Origin of the sequence: Flavisericum labens (assembly GCF_045446075.1) — a bacterium.
Lineage (GTDB): Bacteria > Bacteroidota > Bacteroidia > Flavobacteriales > Flavobacteriaceae > Flavisericum > Flavisericum labens.
In genome coordinates this window covers 540,459-562,029 of the sequence record NZ_JBJJBQ010000001.1, presented here as the reverse complement: position 1 = coordinate 562,029, position 21,571 = coordinate 540,459, and the positions used below count along the sequence as shown (strand labels likewise).

At 35.0% G+C, this 21,571-nt stretch carries 20 protein-coding genes; 12 read left to right on the top strand and 8 right to left on the bottom strand.

Translation table 11 applies throughout. The features are described from left to right. Positions 1 to 10 precede the first annotated feature (10 nt). The 11 genes from pafA (at position 11) to ACIEHO_RS02455 (ending at position 12,860) form a co-directional block, all read left to right on the top strand. Entirely contained in the window at positions 11 to 1,648 is a 1,638-nt protein-coding gene (gene pafA, locus ACIEHO_RS02505; protein WP_406968301.1) for an alkaline phosphatase PafA, read from the top strand. Further along, positions 1,649 to 2,587, top strand: coding sequence for a class II fructose-bisphosphate aldolase (locus ACIEHO_RS02500; RefSeq protein ID WP_406968299.1), 939 nt, complete (start codon positions 1,649 to 1,651; stop codon positions 2,585 to 2,587). 9 nt (positions 2,588 to 2,596) lie between these two features. Next, on the top strand, positions 2,597 to 3,481 hold the full coding sequence (iolE, locus tag ACIEHO_RS02495; RefSeq protein ID WP_406968297.1) for a myo-inosose-2 dehydratase: 885 nt from the start codon (positions 2,597 to 2,599) through the stop codon (positions 3,479 to 3,481). A 1-nt stretch (position 3,482) separates the two neighbouring features. Then, positions 3,483 to 4,517, top strand: a complete 1,035-nt coding sequence (locus tag ACIEHO_RS02490) for a Gfo/Idh/MocA family oxidoreductase (RefSeq protein WP_406968295.1) — start codon at positions 3,483 to 3,485, stop codon at positions 4,515 to 4,517. Between the two features lie 9 nt (positions 4,518 to 4,526). Further along, complete coding sequence (iolB, locus tag ACIEHO_RS02485; RefSeq protein WP_406968293.1) at positions 4,527 to 5,387, top strand: 5-deoxy-glucuronate isomerase; 861 nt, start codon at positions 4,527 to 4,529, stop codon at positions 5,385 to 5,387. Between the two features lie 26 nt (positions 5,388 to 5,413). Beyond that, positions 5,414 to 6,421 (top strand): 5-dehydro-2-deoxygluconokinase, encoded by a 1,008-nt coding sequence (iolC, locus tag ACIEHO_RS02480; protein WP_406968291.1) that lies wholly within the window; start codon positions 5,414 to 5,416, stop codon positions 6,419 to 6,421. Positions 6,422 to 6,433: 12 nt separating this feature from the next. Further along, complete coding sequence (gene iolD, locus ACIEHO_RS02475; protein WP_406968289.1) at positions 6,434 to 8,314, top strand: 3D-(3,5/4)-trihydroxycyclohexane-1,2-dione acylhydrolase (decyclizing); 1,881 nt, start codon at positions 6,434 to 6,436, stop codon at positions 8,312 to 8,314. Between the two features lie 12 nt (positions 8,315 to 8,326). Beyond that, positions 8,327 to 9,805 carry a CoA-acylating methylmalonate-semialdehyde dehydrogenase gene (locus ACIEHO_RS02470; RefSeq protein WP_406968287.1) on the top strand — a complete coding sequence of 493 codons (1,479 nt, stop codon included), beginning with the start codon at positions 8,327 to 8,329 and terminating at the stop codon, positions 9,803 to 9,805. A 19-nt stretch (positions 9,806 to 9,824) separates the two neighbouring features. Continuing rightward, complete coding sequence (gene iolG, locus ACIEHO_RS02465) at positions 9,825 to 10,835, top strand: inositol 2-dehydrogenase (protein WP_406968285.1); 1,011 nt, start codon at positions 9,825 to 9,827, stop codon at positions 10,833 to 10,835. 41 nt (positions 10,836 to 10,876) lie between these two features. Continuing rightward, positions 10,877 to 12,454, top strand: coding sequence for a solute:sodium symporter family transporter (locus ACIEHO_RS02460; protein WP_406968283.1), 1,578 nt, complete (start codon positions 10,877 to 10,879; stop codon positions 12,452 to 12,454). A 202-nt stretch (positions 12,455 to 12,656) separates the two neighbouring features. Next, complete coding sequence (locus ACIEHO_RS02455) at positions 12,657 to 12,860, top strand: transposase (protein ID WP_406968281.1); 204 nt, start codon at positions 12,657 to 12,659, stop codon at positions 12,858 to 12,860. 289 nt (positions 12,861 to 13,149) lie between these two features. Here ACIEHO_RS02455 and ACIEHO_RS02450 read toward each other — a convergent pair whose 3' ends face one another. The 7 genes from ACIEHO_RS02450 to ACIEHO_RS02420 form a co-directional block, all read right to left on the bottom strand. Beyond that, positions 13,150 to 13,701, bottom strand: coding sequence for a cysteine hydrolase family protein (locus ACIEHO_RS02450; RefSeq protein WP_406968279.1), 552 nt, complete (start codon positions 13,699 to 13,701; stop codon positions 13,150 to 13,152). A gap of 65 nt (positions 13,702 to 13,766) precedes the next feature. Beyond that, entirely contained in the window at positions 13,767 to 14,639 is an 873-nt protein-coding gene (locus tag ACIEHO_RS02445; protein ID WP_406968277.1) for an AraC family transcriptional regulator, read from the bottom strand. A gap of 60 nt (positions 14,640 to 14,699) precedes the next feature. Further along, complete coding sequence (locus ACIEHO_RS02440; RefSeq protein ID WP_406968275.1) at positions 14,700 to 15,638, bottom strand: carbon-nitrogen hydrolase family protein; 939 nt, start codon at positions 15,636 to 15,638, stop codon at positions 14,700 to 14,702. A 216-nt stretch (positions 15,639 to 15,854) separates the two neighbouring features. Then, positions 15,855 to 16,766, bottom strand: a complete 912-nt coding sequence (locus tag ACIEHO_RS02435) for a PLP-dependent cysteine synthase family protein (RefSeq protein WP_406968273.1) — start codon at positions 16,764 to 16,766, stop codon at positions 15,855 to 15,857. 165 nt (positions 16,767 to 16,931) lie between these two features. Further along, the gene (locus ACIEHO_RS02430; RefSeq protein WP_406968271.1) at positions 16,932 to 17,468 is read right to left on the bottom strand and encodes a GNAT family N-acetyltransferase; all 537 of its coding nucleotides are present in this window, start codon (positions 17,466 to 17,468) and stop codon (positions 16,932 to 16,934) included. Position 17,469: 1 nt separating this feature from the next. Continuing rightward, a complete protein-coding gene (locus tag ACIEHO_RS02425) occupies positions 17,470 to 17,946 on the bottom strand; it encodes a GNAT family N-acetyltransferase (RefSeq protein ID WP_406968269.1) in 477 nt (158 codons plus the stop codon). Between the two features lie 12 nt (positions 17,947 to 17,958). After that, complete coding sequence (locus ACIEHO_RS02420) at positions 17,959 to 19,431, bottom strand: pyridoxal phosphate-dependent decarboxylase family protein (protein ID WP_406968267.1); 1,473 nt, start codon at positions 19,429 to 19,431, stop codon at positions 17,959 to 17,961. 73 nt (positions 19,432 to 19,504) lie between these two features. Here ACIEHO_RS02420 and ACIEHO_RS02415 point away from each other — a divergent pair, with 73 nt between their 5' ends. After that, positions 19,505 to 20,392: a LysR substrate-binding domain-containing protein gene (locus tag ACIEHO_RS02415; protein WP_406968265.1), complete on the top strand. Its 888-nt coding sequence runs from the start codon at positions 19,505 to 19,507 to the stop codon at positions 20,390 to 20,392. Positions 20,393 to 20,577: 185 nt separating this feature from the next. Here ACIEHO_RS02415 and ACIEHO_RS02410 read toward each other — a convergent pair whose 3' ends face one another. Further along, positions 20,578 to 21,519 (bottom strand): carbon-nitrogen hydrolase family protein, encoded by a 942-nt coding sequence (locus ACIEHO_RS02410; RefSeq protein ID WP_406968263.1) that lies wholly within the window; start codon positions 21,517 to 21,519, stop codon positions 20,578 to 20,580. Positions 21,520 to 21,571 lie beyond the last annotated feature (52 nt).

Sequence of the window (21,571 nt, the reverse complement as noted above, 5' to 3'; positions counted from 1 at the left end):
CATATAAAAGATGAATTTTAAATTGAGATATGCTGTAATAGCAGTATACATCATTAGCTTCAGTTTTAAGGGACTAGCACAAACTGAAAACACGAAATTAGTTGTGGGTATTGTTGTAGATCAGATGCGAACTGAGTATTTGTACAGATTTCAGGATAAATTTTCTAATGGAGGGTTTAAACGATTAATGAATGAAGGTTTTGTATGCAGAAATACACATTATAATTATATCCCAACTAAAACGGCCCCGGGGCATGCATCCATTTATACGGGCACAACACCTAAATACCATGGTATAATAGCCAATAAATGGTATGACAGACTGCAAAAGAAGGAAGTTAATAATGTAGATGATTATAGTGAAAAAACACTTGGAGGTTCAGAAAATAGTGGACAACGTTCTCCTTATAAAATGTTATCAACTACTATTACTGATGAATTGCAACTGTCTAACAATGGTAAATCGAAAGTGATAAGTATATCATTAAAAGACAGAGGAGCAATTTTACCGGGAGGTCACATGTCTGATGGTTCCTATTGGTACGATGAAGCAACCGGCAATTTTGTAACCAGTACCTATTATAAAAATGAACTTCCGGAGTGGGTTGAGAAATTTAATAAAGCAAAGCATGTAAAATCCTTATTAAAAAAAGGTTGGCATACCTTAATTCCTATTGAAAAATATAACGAAAGTACTATCGATAAGCAAACTTTTGAAAAAGTATTTCATCATAAAAAAGATGCCACATTTCCTTATGAATTCAAAAAATTATCTGACAAAGAACAATTCGAGCTATTTCAGGAAACCCCATTTGGCAATACCATTGTGGCCAAACTTGCCATGGAAGCCTTAAAAAATGAAAAATTAGGTCAGGGTTCACAAACAGACTTTTTAGCGATCAGCTTTTCAAGTACAGATAAAGTCGGTCACGCATTCGGCCCCCACTCCATAGAAGTAGAAGACACCTATTTAAGATTAGACCAGGATATTGCTTCTATGCTTAAGCAACTGGATGAAAAATTAGGAAGAGACAACTATACACTGTTTTTAACTGCAGACCACGGCGCAACAGATGTACCTCAATATTTAATTAACAATAAGATACCTGCTGGCTATTATGATGACACCATGATAATAAATAAGGTCAATATACGATTAGCAGGAATTTTCAAAGTAAATAACCTAGTGGAAATCATGTCCAACGGACAGCTTTTTTTAGATTTAAAAGCTATAAGAGCAAATCAACTTGATTTTAATGACGTGTTGGAAGAAAGCAAAAATGAACTTTTAACTGTTGAAGGTGTGTTTCAAGTATTATTACGCCCTGACCTTGAAAAAATGGAATATACTAAAGATGAAAAAGGGATGGTACAACGTGGTTTTCACACAAAACGTTCAGGAGATATTGTTGTATTGTTCAACCCGTCTTGGACTAAAAAAAGAAAGTATGGAACAGAACATAGTACAGGTTATAGCTACGATACCCATGTACCACTTTTATGGTATGGAAAAAATATTACTAAAGGGTCTTCTACAAAACATTATAGTATAACTGATGTAGCCCCAACAGTATCGATGTTATTAGGGATTAAATTTCCAAATGCCTGCACTGGGAAACCTATTAATGAATTGTTTGACAATAAATAGATGAAAGTACCTGCAAAATTTCTTTTTGAAAAGGCATATGGAAAATTTTGTATTCCAGCAATAAACATTTCAAATCCAGAGCAAGTTCATGGTTTGTTTTCTACTGCACAAAAATTGCAGGCTCCTTTTATTGTACAAACCACTCCAGCAGCAAGAGAATATGCGCACCCTAAAATGTTGCTAAATTATATTAAAGCTGCGGCTGAAATTTATCCCAATGTTGTTTATGCCGTACATGTAGATCACGGATTCGAGTCACATATTGTTGATGCTATAAACTCGAATGAATATACCTCAGTGATGATTGATGCATCACACGATTCTATTGAAAAAAACATAGAACGTACAAAAGCGGTCATTGCGTTAGCTCACCCTAAAAACATTTCTGTTGAGGCAGAATTAGGAGTGCTAAGTGGGGTTGAAGATGATTTAAATATAAAAGAAGAGAATGCTTTATATACCAATCCTTCTGATGTTGAATACTTTGTAAAGAGCACAAACTGTGATAGCTTAGCCGTAGCCGTAGGCACCAGTCATGGCGCTTATAAGTTTTCTGGAGGTAAAGGATTACGGTTTGATTTATTGGAAGAAATACAAAATAAACTCCCTCGTTTTCCTATTGTTTTGCATGGAGCATCAGCCATAGATTTAGATGAAGTTAAACGTATAAATGCAGCTGGAGGCGGGCTATCAAATAATGCCAAAGGTGTTAGTGAAGAAGAAGTTAAAAGAGCTATTGCCTATGGTGTTTGCAAACTAAATATTGCTACAGATTTGAGGTTGCTTTGGGTGCGGATTTTTAGAGAATTTTTTAGAGATTATAATGGAGAATGGGATCATTTAAAACCAGGAAAACAATACATGCAGGAGTTGGAAAACCTTTTGGAGCATAAGTTTACAATGCTGGGGAATTTAGGAAAATCACATTTATATAAATAAGAAACAAGAATGATAAAATTAGGAATAGCACCTATAGGTTGGACTAATGATGATATGCCGGAATTAGGCGGTAATATCACTTTTGAACAATGTATAAGTGAAATGGCATTGGCTGGTTATGCTGGCTGTGAAGTGGGGAATAAATATCCAACCCATGATAGAGTACTTTTGAAAGAATATTTAGATATTAGAGGTTTGACTATCTGTAATCAATGGTTTAGTTATGAGTTGACCACAAAACCACTAAAAGAAGTTAAACGAAACTTTATAGAGCAAATAGAATTTTTAAGCTTCATGGGAGCTAAAGTTATTGGAGGTGCAGAATGTGGTAATACCATTCATGGCAATTATTACACCCCGCTAACAAATCGTAAAACATCTACCAATGAAGATTGGAAAAGCTTGATAAATGGATTAAATGAACTAGGAGAAATTGCTGCAAACGCTTACGGCATGACGTTATCTTACCACCATCATATGGGGACTATGGTAGAAAACATGGAAGAGGTAGACCGCTTATTGAATGAAACCGATGATCGCTATGTATCACTTAATTATGATTGTGGACATTTCTATTTTGCCAATCAAGATCCTTTAATCGCTCTAAAAAAATATTTACCAAGAACTGGTCATATACATCTGAAAGATGTGAGAAAGAGTGTAAAAGAACGCGCCTATAAAGATAATTTAAGTTTTTTAAAAGCAGTTAAGTTAGGCGTTTTTACCGTACCAGGTGATGGCGATTTAAATTTAAAGCCTTTAGGAAAAGAGATTCATAAAAGTGATTATCAAGGATGGGTTGTTGTTGAAGCTGAACAAGATCCTTCTATCGCAAATCCATTAGAGTATGCAAAAAAGGGATATCAATATTTAACTGAAGAATTAAGGTTCTAGTATGAAAAAATTAAATCTGGGTATAGCAGGGTTAGGAAGATTAGGCAAGGAGTATGCTAAAAATATAGCACATGCTTTACCTAATGCTAACCTAATTGCTGCCTGTGGTTTAAATAAAGAAGAATTAACATACGCCAAAGATTTTTTTGGAGTTGAGTACTTGTATCAATCCTACGAAGAAATGCTTACCAATACTGCAATGGATGCTATAGTAATTGTTACACCTACGAATCAACATGCAGACCACATTATTAAAGCTGTTGAAGCAGGATACCATGTGTTTTGCGAAAAGCCATTAGCTATTAATTTGGAAGATTGTTATACAGTGGAGGAAGTGATTAAAAAGCATCCACAGTGCATTACTATGCTCGGCTTTGTAAGACGTTATGATCCCAGTTATGTTGATGCCAAAAAAAAACTTGATGAAGGCTTGATTGGACAACCATTCTTTGTCCGTTCTCAAACAGCAGATATAGATACATTGGCACCTTTTCAGATAGAATTTTGCACAACAGGCGGAGGTATTTTTCATGACTTTAATGTTCATGATATCGATTTAGTTCACTGGTACTTAGGAGCCAATATTATAAAAGTTTGGGCCTTAGGTGGAGCCTATAAATTTAAAGAGTTTGATGATGCAGGAGATGCTGATAATACGGTTGCCATGTGTGAACTCGATAATGGTACAACGGCGGTTTTAGGCGCATCTCGAGTTTCATCTTTTGGCCACAATACTTTAACAGAAATTGTAGCTACTGAAGGAAACTTAAAAATTGGAGATCCTCCTTTAAAAAACAGTGTTCAGATTTCGGATAAATATGGTGTCAGACGTGAATGTGTCAAAACATTTTTCGAGCGTTTTCAAAACGCATTTTTATTACAGCTTCAAGATTTTGTTGATTGTGTACTAGAAAACAGACAACCAGAACTAACAATGCAAAATGCTACAAAAGCAACATTGGTTGCCACGGCATTGACAAAATCCTTTAAAGAGAAAAAAATTATTGAAGTAAAAAATTTAATTCCCAAAAAATAATATCACGAGATGAAACTATTAATAAAACCTCAAAAAGAGTTCGGTATATACCAAAGTATAACGCCAGAAAGTGCTAATTGGAAATGGCTAAGTTTTCAGGCACGCCTTATGAAAAAGGACGAGCAATGGACATTTAATACTGAAGAGAATGAAATAGTTATTGTGTTACTTGGGGGGAATTTTAAGGTTGATAGTAATAAAGGGTCTTGGGAAACCATAAATGGTAGAAAAGATGTATTTAGTGGCATTGCGCATACACTATACCTGCCAAGACATACTTCTTTTACTTTAACGGCCATAAGTGATATATTAGATATAGGTTATGGTTGGTGTGAAGCTAACCAAGACTTTAAACCGAAATTTGTTACACCTAAAGATACACCAGTAGTTATTTTTGGCGGCGATAATGCTACACGCCAGTTTAACGACTTGGTACCGCCAGGGTTTGGATGTAGCCGTTTAGTTTCAAGAGAAGTCTACACCCCTTCAGGGAATTGGAGCTCTTATCCAGCCCATAAACATGATGAAAGAAAACTTGATAACTTAGGTAATGTATTAGAACCTGTTCAAGAGGAAACTTATTTCTATAAGTTTGAAAAGCCCGAAGGCTATGCTATTCAGCAAGTATACACCAAAGACAAATCATTAGATGAAATGGTGAAAGCCAGACACAATGATGTGGTCATGATTCCAAAAGGGTTTCATCCTGTAGTTGCCGCTCACGGATTTAATTGTTATTATCTTAATTTCTTAGCAGGAACAGATCAATGTTTAGAAAATACAACCGATCCAGATCATGAATGGATTTATAATTCATGGAGTAGTCAAGACAAGCGTTTGCCATTGGTAACCGCAGAAATGAACAAATAAGATATATAAAATTAAAGAATATACACATGAAAAAATTTGATGTCATCACTTTCGGAAGGTCTTCAATCGATTTATATTCACAGGATATTGGCGTGCCATTTAATGATATAAAAGGGTTTGATGCTTTTGTTGGTGGCTCACCATTAAATATTGCTGTTGGTTGTGCTAGATTAGGTGTTAACTCTAGCTTACTTACAGCTGTAGGGAATGATAAAGTAGGAGAATTTATTATTAATTTTCTCAAAAAGGAAGATGTAAATACACAATGTATTCCAGTAAAAAATAACACAAGGAGTAGTGCTGTAGTTTTAGGAATTGAACCTCCTGATAAGTTTCCATTAGTGTACTATCGCGATAATGCTGCAGACAGTCAAGTTGATATAGACGATGTCAAGAATGCCAATATTCAAGATTATAAAATTTTATTGATAAACGGCACTGCTTTAAATATTGAACCTTCTAGAAGTGCTACATTTTATGCTACTGAAATAGCCAAAAAAAATAATATTGACATTGTATTGGATTTAGATTTTAGAGCAGATCAGTGGCATGATTACAGAGCGTTTGGTTTAACGGTAAGAGCCATTCTTCCAAAAGTAAAAATAGCTATTGGTACCGAAGAAGAAATTTTAGCGGCTACACTCAGCGATTTATCACAAGTGTCAATAAAAGATCAACAAATTTCGGCTCCAGAAATTAAAGGAGATATAGACACTTCTATTCAGCAATTACTTAACTCAGGAGTAGAAATACTATTAGTTAAAAGAGGCTCTCTAGGTGTCAGCATTTATAAAAATGATGGATCTAGAGAAGACGTACCAGGGTTTCCTGTTGATGTACTTAATGTTTTAGGAGCTGGAGATGCCTTTGCAAGTGGTTTTTTATACGGAATTTTACAAGGATGGAGTTTATATAAATCGTGTAGAATGGGTAATGCCAGTGGAGCTCAGGTTGTAACCAAAAAAGGATGTGCAAACTTTATGCCTACACTGGAAGAATCGCTAAAGTTTATTGAAGAAAAAGGGGGCTTTTAAAATTATATAAAAATGAAAACTAAAAGACTTACAGTTGCACAGGCTACAATTGAATTTTTAAAAAATCAATATGTAAAAAGAGATGGAGTTGAAATGCCATTTTTTGCAGGCTGTTTTGGGATTTTTGGCCACGGTAATGTTGCCGGCATAGGAGAAGCATTAAAACATAATTTAGATTTTAAATATTACCAATGTAGAAATGAGCAAGCAATGGTTCATACTGCTGCTGCGTATGCCAAAATGAAAAACCGGATGCAAACTTTTGTATGTACAACTTCTATTGGTCCAGGGGCTACAAATATGATAACGGCTGCCGCTGGAGCTACTATTAATAGATTGCCTGTATTATTACTACCGGGAGATTTTTTCTCAAAGCGAACAGCATCACCATTATTACAGCAACTAGAAAGTAATTTTTCACAAGATATTTCTGTTAATGATTGTTTTAAACCAATTTCTAAATATTGGGATCGTATCAATAGACCAGAACAGTTAACCTCTGCATTATTAGAAGCAATGCGTGTGCTAACCTCTCCTGCTGAAACTGGAGCAGTAACATTGGCTTTACCTCATGATGTGCAAACAGAGGCTTATGATTTCCCAACAAAACTTTTTGAAAAGCGTATTTGGTACATTCCACGTCCTACTCCAGATAAATATTTAATAAGCAAAGCAGTTGAAGCTATTAAAAATGCAAAAAAACCAATGCTTATTGCTGGTGGTGGTGTTTTATATTCTGAAGCTGAAACTCTTTTAAAAGAATTTGCAGAAACTACAGGTATTCCAGTAGCCGAAACCTATGCAGGTAAAGGTGCATTGCATTATCAACATCCATTGAATCTAGGTGCCTTAGGAGGAACAGGAACTAAAGGAGCCAATGAAATTGCAGCTGAAGCTGATGTCGTTATTGGCATAGGCACACGCTATGGTGATTTTATGACTGCATCAAAATCTGCGTGGCAAAACCCAGAAGTTACTTTCATCAATATCAATATTGCAGAAATGGATGCCTTTAAACATAGTGCCATTCCGTTACAAGGTGATGCCAAAGAAACATTGCAAGTTTTACTAGAAGCATTGCAGCAATATAAAACAGAGGAATCATATACAGAAAGAGTAAAAACTTATAACGAAGAGTGGGATAAAATTGTAGATACAGCTTACGAAGCTGTTGATGAAAATCATCCTGTACAATCAGAATATATAGGCGCTCTAAACAACTTCATAGATGATAAAGACGTGGTACTTTGTGCTGCTGGTAGTTTGCCAGGAGACTTGCATAAACTATGGCGTACCAAGAACCCTAAAGGGTTTCATTTAGAATATGGTTTTTCCTGTATGGGCTATGAAATTCCTGGAGGATTAGGTGTAAAAATGGCTGACCCAGATAGGGAAGTTTACGTAATGTGTGGTGATGCTACATATTTAATGTTGCCATCTGATTTAGTAACAACCATTCAAGAAGGTTATAAAATAACCATGATTCTAATTAATAATGAGGGTTACGCCAGTATTGGCGGGCTTTCTAACCATGTCGGAGGCGGAGGGTTCGGAACACACTATAAATATAGAAATGAAGAAACTGGACAACTAGACGGTGATTTCTTACCCGTAGATTTTGCTAAAAATGCCGAAAGTTTAGGAGCTATTGTTTATAAGCCAAAGGGAATTGAAGCATACAAAGAGGCTTTAGCTAAAGCTAAAACCAATGACAGAACTACCGTCATTTATGTCGAGACTATTCGCGATAGAAAATTAGCAGGTTATGCCTACTCATGGTGGGAAGTTCCTGTTCCTGAAGTCTCAATTTCTGAAGATGTTCAAAAAATAAGACAACAGTATATAGAAGACAAAAAGCGTCAAAAACAATATTTAAAGCCAAATAAATTTTAAAATCAAAAGAAGATGTCAGTATTAAAAAATTACATAAACGGACAATGGGTAAGTAGTAAGAGTGATGAAGTGCTTGATGTACACAACCCTGCAACACAAGAGGTGATTGCTAAAATTCCATTTGGAAAGGCTACCGCAACAGATATGAATGATGCTATTGATTTAGCACATGAAGCATATTTGGAATGGAAGAACGTACCAACAATGCGTCGCGTTCAACCTTTGTTTAAACTTAAAACCTTATTAGAAGACCATAAGGATGAGATTGCCAAATTAATTACTGAAGAATGTGGTAAAACCTTTGGTGAATCGTTAGGAGAAATACAACGCGCCATTGAAAATGTTGAGGTGGCTTGTGGCACTTATGTAATGAGTCAATCTGAGTTTTCTGAAAACATTGCTACAGGTATTGATGAGTTTATGATTCGCCAACCTCTAGGTGTTTGTGGATGTATAACACCATTTAACTTCCCTGGAATGATACCTTTTTGGTTTCTTCCATATGCCATTGCTACTGGTAATGCTTTCGTGATAAAGCCATCCGAGAAAGTGCCAATGACAATGCAATATGTTTTTGAATTAATTGATAAGAAACTAGACTTACCTAAAGGTTTATTGAGCATCGTTCATGGCGGAAAAGAAGCCGTTGATGCTATGTTACAAAGCCCTAAAGTAAAAGCGATAAGTTTTGTGGGCTCTACTAATGTTGCAAAATATATTTATTCTGAAGGTGCTAAATATGGCAAGCGTGTACAAGCCCAAGGAGGTGCTAAAAATCCAGTTGTTATTATGCCCGATGCTGATGTAGAAATGACTACAAAAATTATTATAGATTCTGTTTATGGTTGCGCTGGCCAACGCTGTTTGGCAGCATCCGTAATTATTCCAACAGGAGACGATAAAGGTATGTTTAAGGAAGCCCTAGTTGAAGCAGCTAAATTAAGGACAACAGGATATGGCTTAGACGAAGGTGTGCATATGGGACCAGTAATTACCCAAGAAAGCAAAACCAGAATTGAAGGTTTAATTCAAAAAGGAGTTGATGAAGGTGCAAATTTATTGGTAGATGGTAGAAATACCAAAGTATCAGGATTTGAAAAGGGAAATTTTGTAGCTCCTACTATATTAGAAGGTGTACCTACAAACGGCGAGTTAATTGAGACAGAAATATTTGGTCCAGTAATGAGCTTGGTTGATTTTAATAAACTAGATGATACTATTGAATTTATCAATAAAGGACGTTACGGAAACATGGCATGTATTTTCACTCAAGATGGTTTATCAGCGCGTAAATTTAGAAGTGAAGTTATGGCAGGAAATGTTGGGATTAATATTGGTGTTGCCGCACCTGTAGCGCAGTTTCCTTTTTCTGGATGGAAAGAATCTTTTTTTGGGGATCTACATGGTCAAGGAAGACATGCAATAGAATTTTTCACCCAAACAAAAGTAGTTATTGAGCGTTGGCCTAAAAACTGGTCAAGACAATTTTAAGAATATTAAATAAGAGATTATGAGCAAGATTAAGTTTGGTATTGCCGGTGTTGGAAGAATGGGAAGTATTCATTTGGAGAATTTAGTGACTAAATTTCAAGATGCTGAAGTGGTAGCCATTTCAGATATTAACCCAAATACAAAGACATTGGCTCAAAAATTTGGAGTACCAAAAGTATATACTCAATTTGAAGATATGGTCAATGATCACAATGTTGATGCCGTAGTTATTTGCTCTCCAACAGATTTTCATGCCAATCATATTATAATTGCGGCAAAAGCAGGAAAACAAATATTCTGCGAAAAACCAATGGATTTATCTTTGGATACAGTCAAAGAAGTATTAAAAGTTGTTGAAGAGGCTGGTGTAAAACTATTTATAGCATTTAACAGGCGATATGACCCAAATTTTCAAGAGGTAAAACGGATGGTATCTAATGGTAAAATTGGAAAACCACAAATTATTAAAATTACTAGCCGAGACCCAGGACCACCGCCTGTAAGTTATATAAAAGTTTCTGGTGGTTTGTTCTTAGACATGGCAATTCATGATTTTGATATGGCTCGATTTATAAGTGGAAAAGAAGTCGTTGAAGTATATGCAAAAGGAGCCGTTTTTGTTGATGATAATATAGGAAAAGCAGGTGATATCGATACAGCCATAACTACATTAACTTTAGAAAATGGAGCAATGGTTATTATTGATAATAGCAGAAAAGCAGCCTACGGTTATGACCAGCGACTAGAAGTTTTTGGTTCAAAAGGCATGTGCGGTTCAGAAAACAAGTTACATAATAATCATTTTTATTACGATGAAAATGGAGTGCACAGTGCCTTGCCATTGGATTTTTTTATGGACAGATATGCAGACTCTTATTTTAATGAAATGAAGGCTTTTATTTCATGTCTTAAAAATAATGAAGAACCCTCAACATCAGGGCAAGATGGCATTATTTCTTTAGCTATTGGATTAGCGGCTAAAAAATCACTTAAAGAAAATAGAGCCGTCAAGTTATCGGAAATTTTATAATCTAGAACTGCGCTCTATAAATCATTTTAAAAATATTAGATATGTATACAGCTATCACTTTTATTGCCTTTACAGCATTTGTAGCAATTTATTCATGGTATAAACTCCGAAAAGAAAACTTAACATCTCAAGATGGTTATTTTCTGGGAGGACGAAGTTTAACAGGGGTTGTGATTGCAGGTTCTATGCTATTAACTAATATTTCAACCGAACACTTAATTGGAATGAATGGGTCTTCCTATAAGAATGGGTTTATCATTATTGCATGGGAAGTTACTTCAGCTTTAGCATTAGTGGCTGCGGCAATTTATTTTGTGCCAAAATATTTAAAAATGGGGTTGACTACCATACCTCAATTTCTTGAAGAGCGATTTGATGGCACCACCAGAACTTTAGTTGCATTGTTTTTAATGATTTCTTTTGTTGTGACACTTTTACCAATAGTGTTATACACTGGAGCTATCAATTTAGAAAGTATTTTTAATATTTCTGAGGTTTTTGGTGTAACCAAAGAAAAAGGTCTATGGTTAACCGTAGTGGGGGTTGGTCTTTTAGGATCAATCTATGCCATTTTTGGAGGGTTGAAAGCCGTAGCTATATCAGATACCATAAATGGCTATGGTCTTTTAATAGGCGGTCTTGCTATTCCCTTAATTGCATTAGTGAGTATAGGTGATGGAAATCCTTTATCCGGATTAGTTAAAGTTTATGAACATGCGCCAGAAAAATTCAATGTTATTGGTGCTAAAGATTCTGTTTTACCTTTTGAAGTGCTGTTTACAGGTTTAATAATTAATCAATTGTATTTCTGGAGTATGAATCAGACCATAATTCAGAGGGCACTTGGAGCTAAAAATTTAGTTGAGGCACAAAAAGGATTACTCTTTACTGGTGTGCTAAAAATTTTAGTGCCAATTATTATTATTCTTCCTGGGGTAATTGCCTTTTATTATTATGGAGATTCATTCTATGATAAACAGGATATGATTTATCCTGAATTAATTAAAAAAGTACTTCCAGTAGGACTGGTAGGAATTTTTGCAGCCATCGTAATGGGAGCTGTATTGAGTACTTTTAATAGTGTTTTAAATAGTGCAGCAACAATATTTAGTATTGATGTTTATAAACGCCATATTAATAAGAATATTAGTGATTCAAAGTTGGTAAAGATTGGTAAATTAACATCAACTATTTTAGCAATTTTTGCCATATTAGTTGCTCCTATGGTGGCAAATGCTCCTGATGGATTATATCAACTATTGCAACAATTAAATGGCATTTTCTTTATTCCAATTGCGTCCATTATGTTAGCAGGATTCTTTTTAAAGAAAATATCTGCTACAGGGGCAAAAGCAGCATTGGTTGTAGGATTGTCTTTTTATATTTTATGTACGTTCATATTCAAAGTAGATATTCATTTTGTACATATCTGGGGAATAGAGTTTTTATTGAACCTAGCCGTTATGTTTGGAATTTCTTACTTCTTTCCAGTTAGTAAAGAGTTTAAAATCAAAGATTTGCATATTCTCGAAATGAAACCTTGGAAATATGCAAAAACTATGTCTATAGCTTTATGCATAATTACTATATTGATTTATATTTTGCTTGGGACTAATTAAAGGATTAATGAAAAAGCAATTAATTTTAATTATTGAAGATTTAATATACTATTAACTAACCAAACTTTTAACCTTTTATATGTTGTTAGTTAATGAAAAAGATAGGGCAACCCCTTAGAAGAATTTTAGTGTTATTGGACTTACTATATTAGACTGGACATAAAGATGCGAGATTTAGAGTTACATAAATTAATTTTGAATCATGAAAAAACAGCACAGAAATCACAGTCCATCGTTTAAGAAAAAGGCAGTAGAATTAAGTTATGCCCGAGGGAACACAAAGCAAGTATGTGAGGAATTAGATATTCAGTATTTCACCGTTGACGAAAAGAATCAAAAGATTCTGCTTGGCTCAGTTATATCGAAAAATACTGAAAAACAAGACTTCATACTTTTCAAGAAATAGAAGAACGCTTTCTCAAAAAGTTCAAAATATATCTAAAAGGTCACTGTTAGCTTACCGAAACTATGGCTATGAATGTTATGGTTTTAATTTGATTACTTTTTAATCGAGGAATTAAAGATAAAGTAGTGAGCAAAGAATTATATCCGTTTAGAACTGGCAAGTTCAAAATCAAGTTTCCCAAAACTACCAAAAAATAATCAGATAAAGCTCATCAAAAAAAATAGCGGTTCAAGTTTGCACCTAAACCGCTATTGCGTTTATACATCTTTGTTGGCTGCTGGCTTTTTCTTTATGCTGAAAGATAATCACTTGTGTTTTTTATTTCAGCATAGAAGAATTCAAGAGCAGCAAGGAAGGCGTGATGTACATCATCCGCTTTTATCGTTTGTCCTTTTATTTCCAAATCCCGTGATGCACAGGCATCACCAATTACGGTGCATTTGTATCCAAAATCAAATGCCGCTCTTGTGGTTGCATCAACACACATATGGGTCATCATTCCGGTAATAACCACTTCGGTTACATTATTTTCTTTTAAATACTCCAACAGTCCTGTGTCCCTAAAGCTATTAGGAAAATTCTTTTGGAAAACTTTTTCTCCTTCAACCGGCTTAACGTTTTCGTGGATTTCAACCCCTTTTGTTCCTTCAACAAATATAGGCATTGCTTCCGGATCCGCAGAAACGTGTTGGATGTGTGCAATGGGTAGATTTTCTACTCTGAAATGGTCGATAATTCTACCGGCCTTCAAGCTTGCCTCAACCGGATTCACCAATGGAATAGCCCCATTCTCAAAATAGTCATTCTGGATGTCAATGACAATCAATGCTTTTTTACTCATAACTTTTGTTTTTTAATGTTTATACAAAAGTCGTGATACACAAGAGGTTTTAAGATACCAACTTGTTAGGAAATGGTACCATTTTGATAACTGTCCAAAAATTCCGTTGTGGTTTTTCCCGTCTGCGATTTAAAAAATCGCATTAAATGGTTCGGTTCTGAAAAATTCAATTCGTAAGCGATTTCTTGAATTGTCCTGTTCGAATGTATGAGTAAATTCTTGATTTCGAACAATAAGCGTTGCTTTAAGAGATTGGTAGCTGTAACATTAAACTGTGTTTTTACAGCCTTATTCAAAGTAATGCGACTAATGTTGAGCAAATCTGAATAATCACTTACTCGTTGCTTTTCTTTTATATGAACCTCAAGAAGTCTTTTAAACTCAAATGCATAATTATTAGTAGAACTTTCAATGGATAACTCATTTGCCAGGGCATATTGACGATTCAATTTTTGAAGCAGATAGTACAGTAACGACCGTATAATATGAACACTGTCTGGTTTGGTGGCAGTAAGCTCTGTTTTAATTTCGGTTAGTTGTTCGCAATACTTTTTAAATGAATTTTTGTCAATTTCCATTAACAACGGATAGTCCAATTGATAAAAGTATAAAAGTCGAAATGTAAACAGTTTATCTGCAAAAAAGTCGTTAAGGAAATCTTCTTGAAAAGCAAGTATTTTAAATTCTAGTCCTTTCTCAACTAAATCCCATTTTCTTTTTTGAAATGGTGATATAAAACCAATGGAATTATTTTTAATTTGAAATTTCTGCTGATTGATTGTTACCGAACCGATTGCTGATGTGATAAAGACAATTTCAAAATAATCTGTATTATAGGTTTCTTCGGTCAAGTAGCTTTCCTTAACCTCATCCGAGGGCAACACATTTAATAAAAAATCAACTCCGCAATCTGTCTTATGAAATTTTATCGTTTTCAATTATCGTTATTGTTTTTTCAGCTTGCAACCCTCGGTAGTCTACTATTCCGCCTGCTTATTTTATTCATTGTGGGTTGTTTTCTCTTTTATAATTTCAGGTTGATTCAAGGCATTAAATGTAAAAATATCATTTCTTGAATAATGACCTATAACGTCAAAATCCAATTTACTTAAATTAATTTCATCTAAATCTAATTCTGCAATTAAAGCTCCTGATTTATCAAATAAAGGACCTGCTATTACTTGCCCCATTGGTGAAACAATAATACTACCTCCTTTACATATATCTTCTGGTTCATCTTGTACAAGATGCTGGTATTTATCAGGATACATTGATTTTGTAAAATACTGATTACAGCCCAAAACAAAACATCTACCCTCTAAAGCAATGTGTCGCATTGTAGAAGTCCATTCTTCTCTTGAATCGGCAGTTGGTGCGATATAAATTTCAACACCTTTTTTGTACATAGACATTCTTGCTAAAGGCATATAATTTTCCCAACAAATAAGTCCTCCTAATTTGCCTATTTTAGTATCAAAAGAAACTAAAGATTCTCCATCTGATTCACTCCATATAACTCTTTCTGCGCCTGTTGGTTTAATTTTTCTATGTACGCCCAACAATCCATCTGTTGGTGAAATGTATAGCATTGAACAGTGTAAACTACCATTTGTGTTTTCCTTTTCTGTAGCACCAATTACCAAATATACGTTCTCTGATTTTGATAATTTTTCGAGCCTTTTTAAATCTTCACTTTCTATATCTATACTATTTCTGTAGTATTCGGAATATAGATTTCTACCTTCGTTTGTCCTGCTGCCAATTTTTGTACCAAAAGAAAACCCCCTGGGATAGCCAGGAATAAATGATTCAGGAAAAACAATTAATTCACATCCTTCTTTTGCATATTTCTTTGATAGGTGTTCAACTTTTTCAATAGTTTTCTCTTTGTCAAAGAAAACAGGACTATCTTGGATTAAGCATACTTTTAATTTCATATTTACTTTTTTTTATAAACACATTTTTTTTTGCATCAACTACCATACAACAGCCTTATAAATTGTTGAGTGCTGGCTTTCTACGCTCTTTTTTTTATCAAATTACGATTATTTCCGATTGTAATTTCTGGCATTGATTATTCAGTTTTTCTTTGTTAGAGAGATGTTTTTATAGGTTGCAGGTAATGAACATATATACTTTATTCTATGCTGTTTTCATCTATATAAATCTCCTTGTAGATATTTCAATCCTGAGTCACAAATAACCGTTACTATTTTTTTACCTCTCCCCAATTTCTTCGCTCTTTGAAGTGCCGCCCAGACATTTGCTCCTGATGTAATGCCTCCAAATATCCCTTCTTTTCTGGCTAAGTCTCTTGCTGTTTCATAGGCATCTTCATCTCTGACAGATATTACTTGATCTACTAAATCTGGTATAAATATTTCTGGTATAAATCCAGGCCCCATTCCTTCTAATCTATGGGTGCCTGAATTATCTCCTCCTGATAAGGTTTTTACATTATATGGTTCTATTGGTATACATTTAATTTTAGGTATCTCTTTCTTGAAGATTTCTGAATTCCCAGAAAAACATCCTCCCGTGCCTACTCCTACTAGAAATTCATCTATTTCATAGCCCAATTCTTCGATTATCTCTTTTGCCATTTTATGATAGGCCTTTCGATTATCTATATTATTGAATTGATTAGTATAAAACGTATTTGGTTGACTTGCTATTTCTCTGACCCTTGCACGTGCACTATCTAAAACATTAGCCGTAATTTTCCCATTTTCACTTGGTACTAATTCTAACGTTGCTCCAAAAGCTCTCATTGTTTGTAACTTTTCTTCTGCGAACGCATCGGAGGAGACGAAATGAGCTTTATATCCTTTTGCAGCACATACCATTGCCAAAGAACTGCCTGTACTCCCTCCTGTAGAATCTACTACTGTTACTCCTTTTTTTAAATCTCCTCTTTTTTCAGCTCCTTCTATCATCGATAGGGCCATTCTATCTTTCATACTACCAGTGGGATTCGCTCCTTCATATTTTACATAGATATCTGCACTATCAGAATCTACTAATTTTTCTAATTTGATTAATGGCGTATTTCCTATACCTTTCATTTATGTTATTTTTATTCTAGGTGCTATCTCAACTATTTTTATACTTCGATCAAACAATACTATAGCAAATATATTTTTTAAAAGCCAAATCAACGATTTGGCGGTGTTTGTAAATAGCACTGAACTTTCATTAACCACCGAATGCCCTATTTGCTATATACCGTCTTACCTGTTGGCCTTTTTATTCAGTTTTAGTTTCATCATAATGTCTGTTTGCTCATCGTTGCCAAGTTTAAAAATGTGCTTATCAAATTCTACAAATCCATTTTTTTCATAAAATCTGATTGCTCTTGGGTTATGTTCCCAAACGCCTAACCATACATATTCTACGCTTTTTTCTTCCGCCAATTCAATTGCTTTGTCGTAAAGTACTTGTCCAACTTTTTTTCCGTGAAATTCCTTTAGCACGTAAATCCGTTCGATTTCGAGTGCGTTCTCGTTCATTATTTCAGTTTGTGATTGCCCGAAATTCACTTTTAAATACCCAATTACTTTGTCAACAAGTTCCGCAAAATAGAATTCAGCGTTTTTGTCTGTTAGTTCTGTTTTCAGTTTTTCGCACGAAAATCCTTCTTCCAAATATTTCTGCATATCTTCTTCGCTATTTCCTGAAGCGAAAGTTTCGGCAAAAGTCAGTTTTCCTATTTTTTGTAATTCATTTATATCTTTGACAGTTATTTTTCTGATTTTTACACCTTGCATTTTATTTGTTATTTTCTGTGTTCCATTCATAGCTCAACCAATCGTTATTTTCTTTGGCTCCAAGTCTTTCATAAAATTTTTGTCCACTTTTATTCCAAGGTGCAACCGTCCACTTTATTTGACCACAATTATTTTTTTTCGCTTCTTGTTTTAGTGCAAACATTAATTTTTCGCCAATTTTCCGGCCTCTATAATTTTCCTCCACATAAAGCTCTTTCATATAAATTGCTGGTCTGCTTTGGGCTGTGTAAGGTAAAAAATAATAGACTAATATCCCTACAATTTCATCATCGTCTTCGGCTACGATGCAATGAAAGTCAGGTGGATTTTCCCGAAAACCACTGTTCTTTACAACTTCTGGCGTAATTGCAAAACTGTCAATATATTTTTCATAAACAGCCAATTCTTTCATTAAAACCCAAACTTTCGCACTGTCTGCCTCAACAGCTTTGCGGATAATTATTTCGTCATTTTTCATATTACGGTAGAGTTACTGAACATTTAATTCAAAAATATCAACATTCATCTTTAGTTCACTTGCCTTTTCAGTGATAAGGTTCAGCAGTTGTTGGAGGTCGGCTTCTATTGTACGCGTATTCATCAACGATACCCTTAAATAATATTGACCGGAAGCTGTTGTTCCAACAATGTAGAATCTTCCATCTCGAACGATCTCTTGTTGTATTTTGCTGTTGAGGATGTTTAAATCGCCTTTCGCATTAATAAATCGGAAACATACAATATTGGATTGTGGTTTGATAAGAACCTCAAAATCGGATCTCTTGTTAAGATCTTCGGCAAAATTTTTAGCCAAGCCGTACAGAAGTTCAATCTGCTCTTTAAAAATGTCGTATCCATACATCCGAAGGATAGTATAGATATGCACAATGCTCATCGGTTTTGTACATTCAAATGTTCTTTTCCCTGAATTGTACCATTCCTCACTTTTTTGGTCTTGCCATAGATATTTAGCGTCCTGAGAAAAGGTGAGGTTGCTATACCATGAATGCCTAAAAATGACAGCTGTTGAGAGCGAGGGAACGCCCATCATTTTGTGGAAATCCATAATGATCGAATCGGCATAATGGATACCATTCAATAAATGACGGTATTTTGTGGAGAAAACGGATGGGCCGCCGTGAGCCGCATCAACATGGAACCATATCTTATACTTATGTGCAAAATCAGCAATGGCTGCGAGATCGTCAAACGATCCTGTTGATGTGGAACACGAACAACCGACTATACAGAATATTTTTTTGTTTTCACGATCGGCTAATTGGTAAAAATCCTCCAATAAGTCCGTGCGCATTCGGAAATCGGCATCAACAGGTACCTTGAAGATATTTTCTTTTTTCAAGCCAATAACCGATGCAGTACGGTCTATGCTGAAATGAGCTTCTTCGGATACTATAACAACAAGTTGATCCATTTTAACATCAGGATTTTCACGCAAGTATTTAATTTTTGCAGTGAGTATAGCTGTAAGATTGCCCAGACTCCCACCTGAGGTAACAAAACCTGAAGCATCATCCGGTAGACCAAAAATGCGCGATAAGTCATCAATAACGATTTTTTCCATTGCATTTCCCGCCATTCCTACCTCATATACACCCATACCATTATTTAGATGTGCAATCAATGCTGAGGTCAATGTCGTAATTGGATGTGGTGCGGCTATCTGATGTCCTAGATTGCCACGCATATTCATGTTAATGGAAGATTTAATAATATTCCTGAAAAGGTGAAGAGGGTCTTCAATTTTATCGCCTTTGAAATCATCCTGCCAAAACTTAAGCTGCTCTTGCGGCGTTTGCCAATTAAGCACAGGGGAGCCAATGTTTTCTTTTGCTTTCGTCAATTCTTCCGCAAGCACATCTATAGTCTGATAACCGATATTCCGGAATACTTCCGCCGAATTGACATCGTCAAAATCGACTGTATTATTTGCTGTTTTGTTCATTCAGCAAATTTAGATAACTCAATTAATTAAAAAAAATACTAAATTTGAATGAACTAATCATTTTAATGAATAAATGGATGTAGATACTTCAGTATTAAGAAACTTTCTGCTTTTATGTAAAACGCTAAACTTTACACGGGCTTCGGAGCAGACGCATATTGCCCAACCAGCATTGAGCAGACAGATCAAACAGTTGGAAGATCTTATTGGGGCGGTTTTGTTTCAGCGCAACAAACGTAATGTTGAGTTGACTTCAGCGGGCAAATATTTTCAGAAGGAAGCCGAACACCTTGTTAACCAGTTTGATTTTGCCGTTCGCCGGACAAACAAACTATATCATGGTCGGGCAGGTGAAATCAGGATCGGTTACACTCATTCGGCATTGCAACACTTTTTGCCCAAAATGATGCTGGCCGTAAACAATGTCTATCCAAACGTTAAAATCATTTGGTTGGAATTTAATAACACACGGCAATACGATGCGCTGAAAAATAGAGAGATAGATATTGGTTTTTCTACCAATCCTGAAGTGGACGGTAATTTCAGACATAAAATAATAGCAAGGACGAACTTCGCAGTGGCCATGCCTCTGGATTGTCCGGTCGGTTCAAATGGTAGTAACGGACTAAAGCAGTTCAGCGAAGAACGGTTCATTTTGCCGCCCAAAGCCGAAGGGCCAAAATTTGTGGAGACCTTAAATTCCATTTTTATTCATGAAGGATTTACGCCACGTACCATTCATGAAACACCTTTTGCAAGCACTGCGATTAAATTAGTGGAAAGTGGATTTGGACTCACAATAGAGCCTGTTAACAGTCTAAAAGGTTATAAGAGGATTAAGTACATCGAATTGGATCAACTGCCCCAAAAAGTAGAAAATGTAATGCTATGGTTACCAAGCACCGAAATATCTTTTCCTGAAATAATACAGTTTATGCAAGATTTCTCTATTGATGACTAAATATCTATGTCAAAGTCTTGTCGCTTTCAGAAACAATTTTCAATTGCTTGGGTAAATATCCCGATTCTTGCTAACGAAGAGAAGTCATTAAGGACCAGATGTTGTATGTGAGCATTTATAGAACTAAAGTCGCAAGCTAGCAAACAAATCAACGACCAAACGATTAAACTATAATAAGCAATGTTTTACACGGTTTTGTGTGGTGTTTTCTCTTTTATAATTTCAGGTTGATTCAAGGCGTTAAATGTAAAAATATCCTTTCTTGAATAATGACCTATAACGTCAAAATCCAATTTACTTAAATTTATTTCTTCTAAATCTAATTCTGCAATTAAAGCTCCTGACCTATCAAATAAAGGACCTGCTATTACCTTCCCCATTGGGGAAACAATAATACTACCTCCTTTACATATATCTTCTGGCTCATCCAACACTAAAGATTGATATTTATCAGGATACATTGATTTTCTAAAAAACTGATTACAGCCCAAAACAAAACATCTACCCTCTAAAGCAATGTGCCGCATTGTAGAAGTCCATTCTTCCCTTGAATCGGCAGTTGGTGCGATATAAATTTCAACACCTCTTTTGTACATAGACATTCTTGCTAAAGGCATATAATTTTCCCAACAAATAAGCCCTCCTAATTTCCCTATTTTAGTATCAAAAGAAACTAAAGATTCTCCATCTGAGTCACTCCATATAACTCTTTCTGCGCCTGTTGGTTTAATTTTTCTATGTACACCCAATAATCCATCTGTTGGTGAAATGTATAGCATTGAACAGTGTAAACTACCGTGGGTGTTTTCCTTTTCTGTAGCACCAATTACCAAATATACGTTCTCTGATTTTGATAATTTTTCGAGCCTTTTTAAATCTTTACTTTCTATATCTATACTATTTCTGTAGTATTCGGAATAAAGATTTCTACCTTCGTTTGTCCTACTGCCAATTTTTGTACCAAAAGAAAATCCCCTGGGATAACCAGGAATAAATGATTCAGGAAAAACAATTAATTCACAACCATCTTTTGCGTATTTCTTTGTAAGCTGTTCTACTTTGGCAATTGTTTTCTCCTTATCGAAAAAAACTGGGTTGTCTTGGATTAAGCATACTTTTATTTTCATCTATTCCTATTTCTTTTTAAATAAATTACAATCTGTTTGTATCAAATATCAC

What these genes read in the sequence shown, in the direction of transcription:
- iolE (WP_406968297.1), top strand. Translation starts at nt 2,597, where the DNA reads ATGATAAAATTAGGAATAGCACCTATAGGTTGGACTAATGATGATATG.
- ACIEHO_RS02420 (WP_406968267.1), bottom strand. Translation starts at nt 19,431, where the DNA reads ATGAACAAAACAGCAAATAATACAGTCGATTTTGACGATGTCAATTCG.
- ACIEHO_RS02440 (WP_406968275.1), bottom strand. Translation starts at nt 15,638, where the DNA reads ATGAAATTAAAAGTATGCTTAATCCAAGATAGTCCTGTTTTCTTTGAC.
- iolD (WP_406968289.1), top strand. Translation starts at nt 6,434, where the DNA reads ATGAAAACTAAAAGACTTACAGTTGCACAGGCTACAATTGAATTTTTA.
- ACIEHO_RS02490 (WP_406968295.1), top strand. Translation starts at nt 3,483, where the DNA reads ATGAAAAAATTAAATCTGGGTATAGCAGGGTTAGGAAGATTAGGCAAG.
- ACIEHO_RS02425 (WP_406968269.1), bottom strand. Translation starts at nt 17,946, where the DNA reads ATGAAAAATGACGAAATAATTATCCGCAAAGCTGTTGAGGCAGACAGT.
- ACIEHO_RS02500 (WP_406968299.1), top strand. Translation starts at nt 1,649, where the DNA reads ATGAAAGTACCTGCAAAATTTCTTTTTGAAAAGGCATATGGAAAATTT.
- ACIEHO_RS02455 (WP_406968281.1), top strand. Translation starts at nt 12,657, where the DNA reads ATGAAAAAACAGCACAGAAATCACAGTCCATCGTTTAAGAAAAAGGCA.
- pafA (WP_406968301.1), top strand. Translation starts at nt 11, where the DNA reads ATGAATTTTAAATTGAGATATGCTGTAATAGCAGTATACATCATTAGC.
- iolG (WP_406968285.1), top strand. Translation starts at nt 9,825, where the DNA reads ATGAGCAAGATTAAGTTTGGTATTGCCGGTGTTGGAAGAATGGGAAGT.
- ACIEHO_RS02410 (WP_406968263.1), bottom strand. Translation starts at nt 21,519, where the DNA reads ATGAAAATAAAAGTATGCTTAATCCAAGACAACCCAGTTTTTTTCGAT.
- ACIEHO_RS02450 (WP_406968279.1), bottom strand. Translation starts at nt 13,701, where the DNA reads ATGAGTAAAAAAGCATTGATTGTCATTGACATCCAGAATGACTATTTT.
- iolC (WP_406968291.1), top strand. Translation starts at nt 5,414, where the DNA reads ATGAAAAAATTTGATGTCATCACTTTCGGAAGGTCTTCAATCGATTTA.
- ACIEHO_RS02435 (WP_406968273.1), bottom strand. Translation starts at nt 16,766, where the DNA reads ATGAAAGGTATAGGAAATACGCCATTAATCAAATTAGAAAAATTAGTA.
- ACIEHO_RS02430 (WP_406968271.1), bottom strand. Translation starts at nt 17,468, where the DNA reads ATGCAAGGTGTAAAAATCAGAAAAATAACTGTCAAAGATATAAATGAA.
- ACIEHO_RS02470 (WP_406968287.1), top strand. Translation starts at nt 8,327, where the DNA reads ATGTCAGTATTAAAAAATTACATAAACGGACAATGGGTAAGTAGTAAG.
- iolB (WP_406968293.1), top strand. Translation starts at nt 4,527, where the DNA reads ATGAAACTATTAATAAAACCTCAAAAAGAGTTCGGTATATACCAAAGT.
- ACIEHO_RS02460 (WP_406968283.1), top strand. Translation starts at nt 10,877, where the DNA reads ATGTATACAGCTATCACTTTTATTGCCTTTACAGCATTTGTAGCAATT.
- ACIEHO_RS02415 (WP_406968265.1), top strand. Translation starts at nt 19,505, where the DNA reads ATGGATGTAGATACTTCAGTATTAAGAAACTTTCTGCTTTTATGTAAA.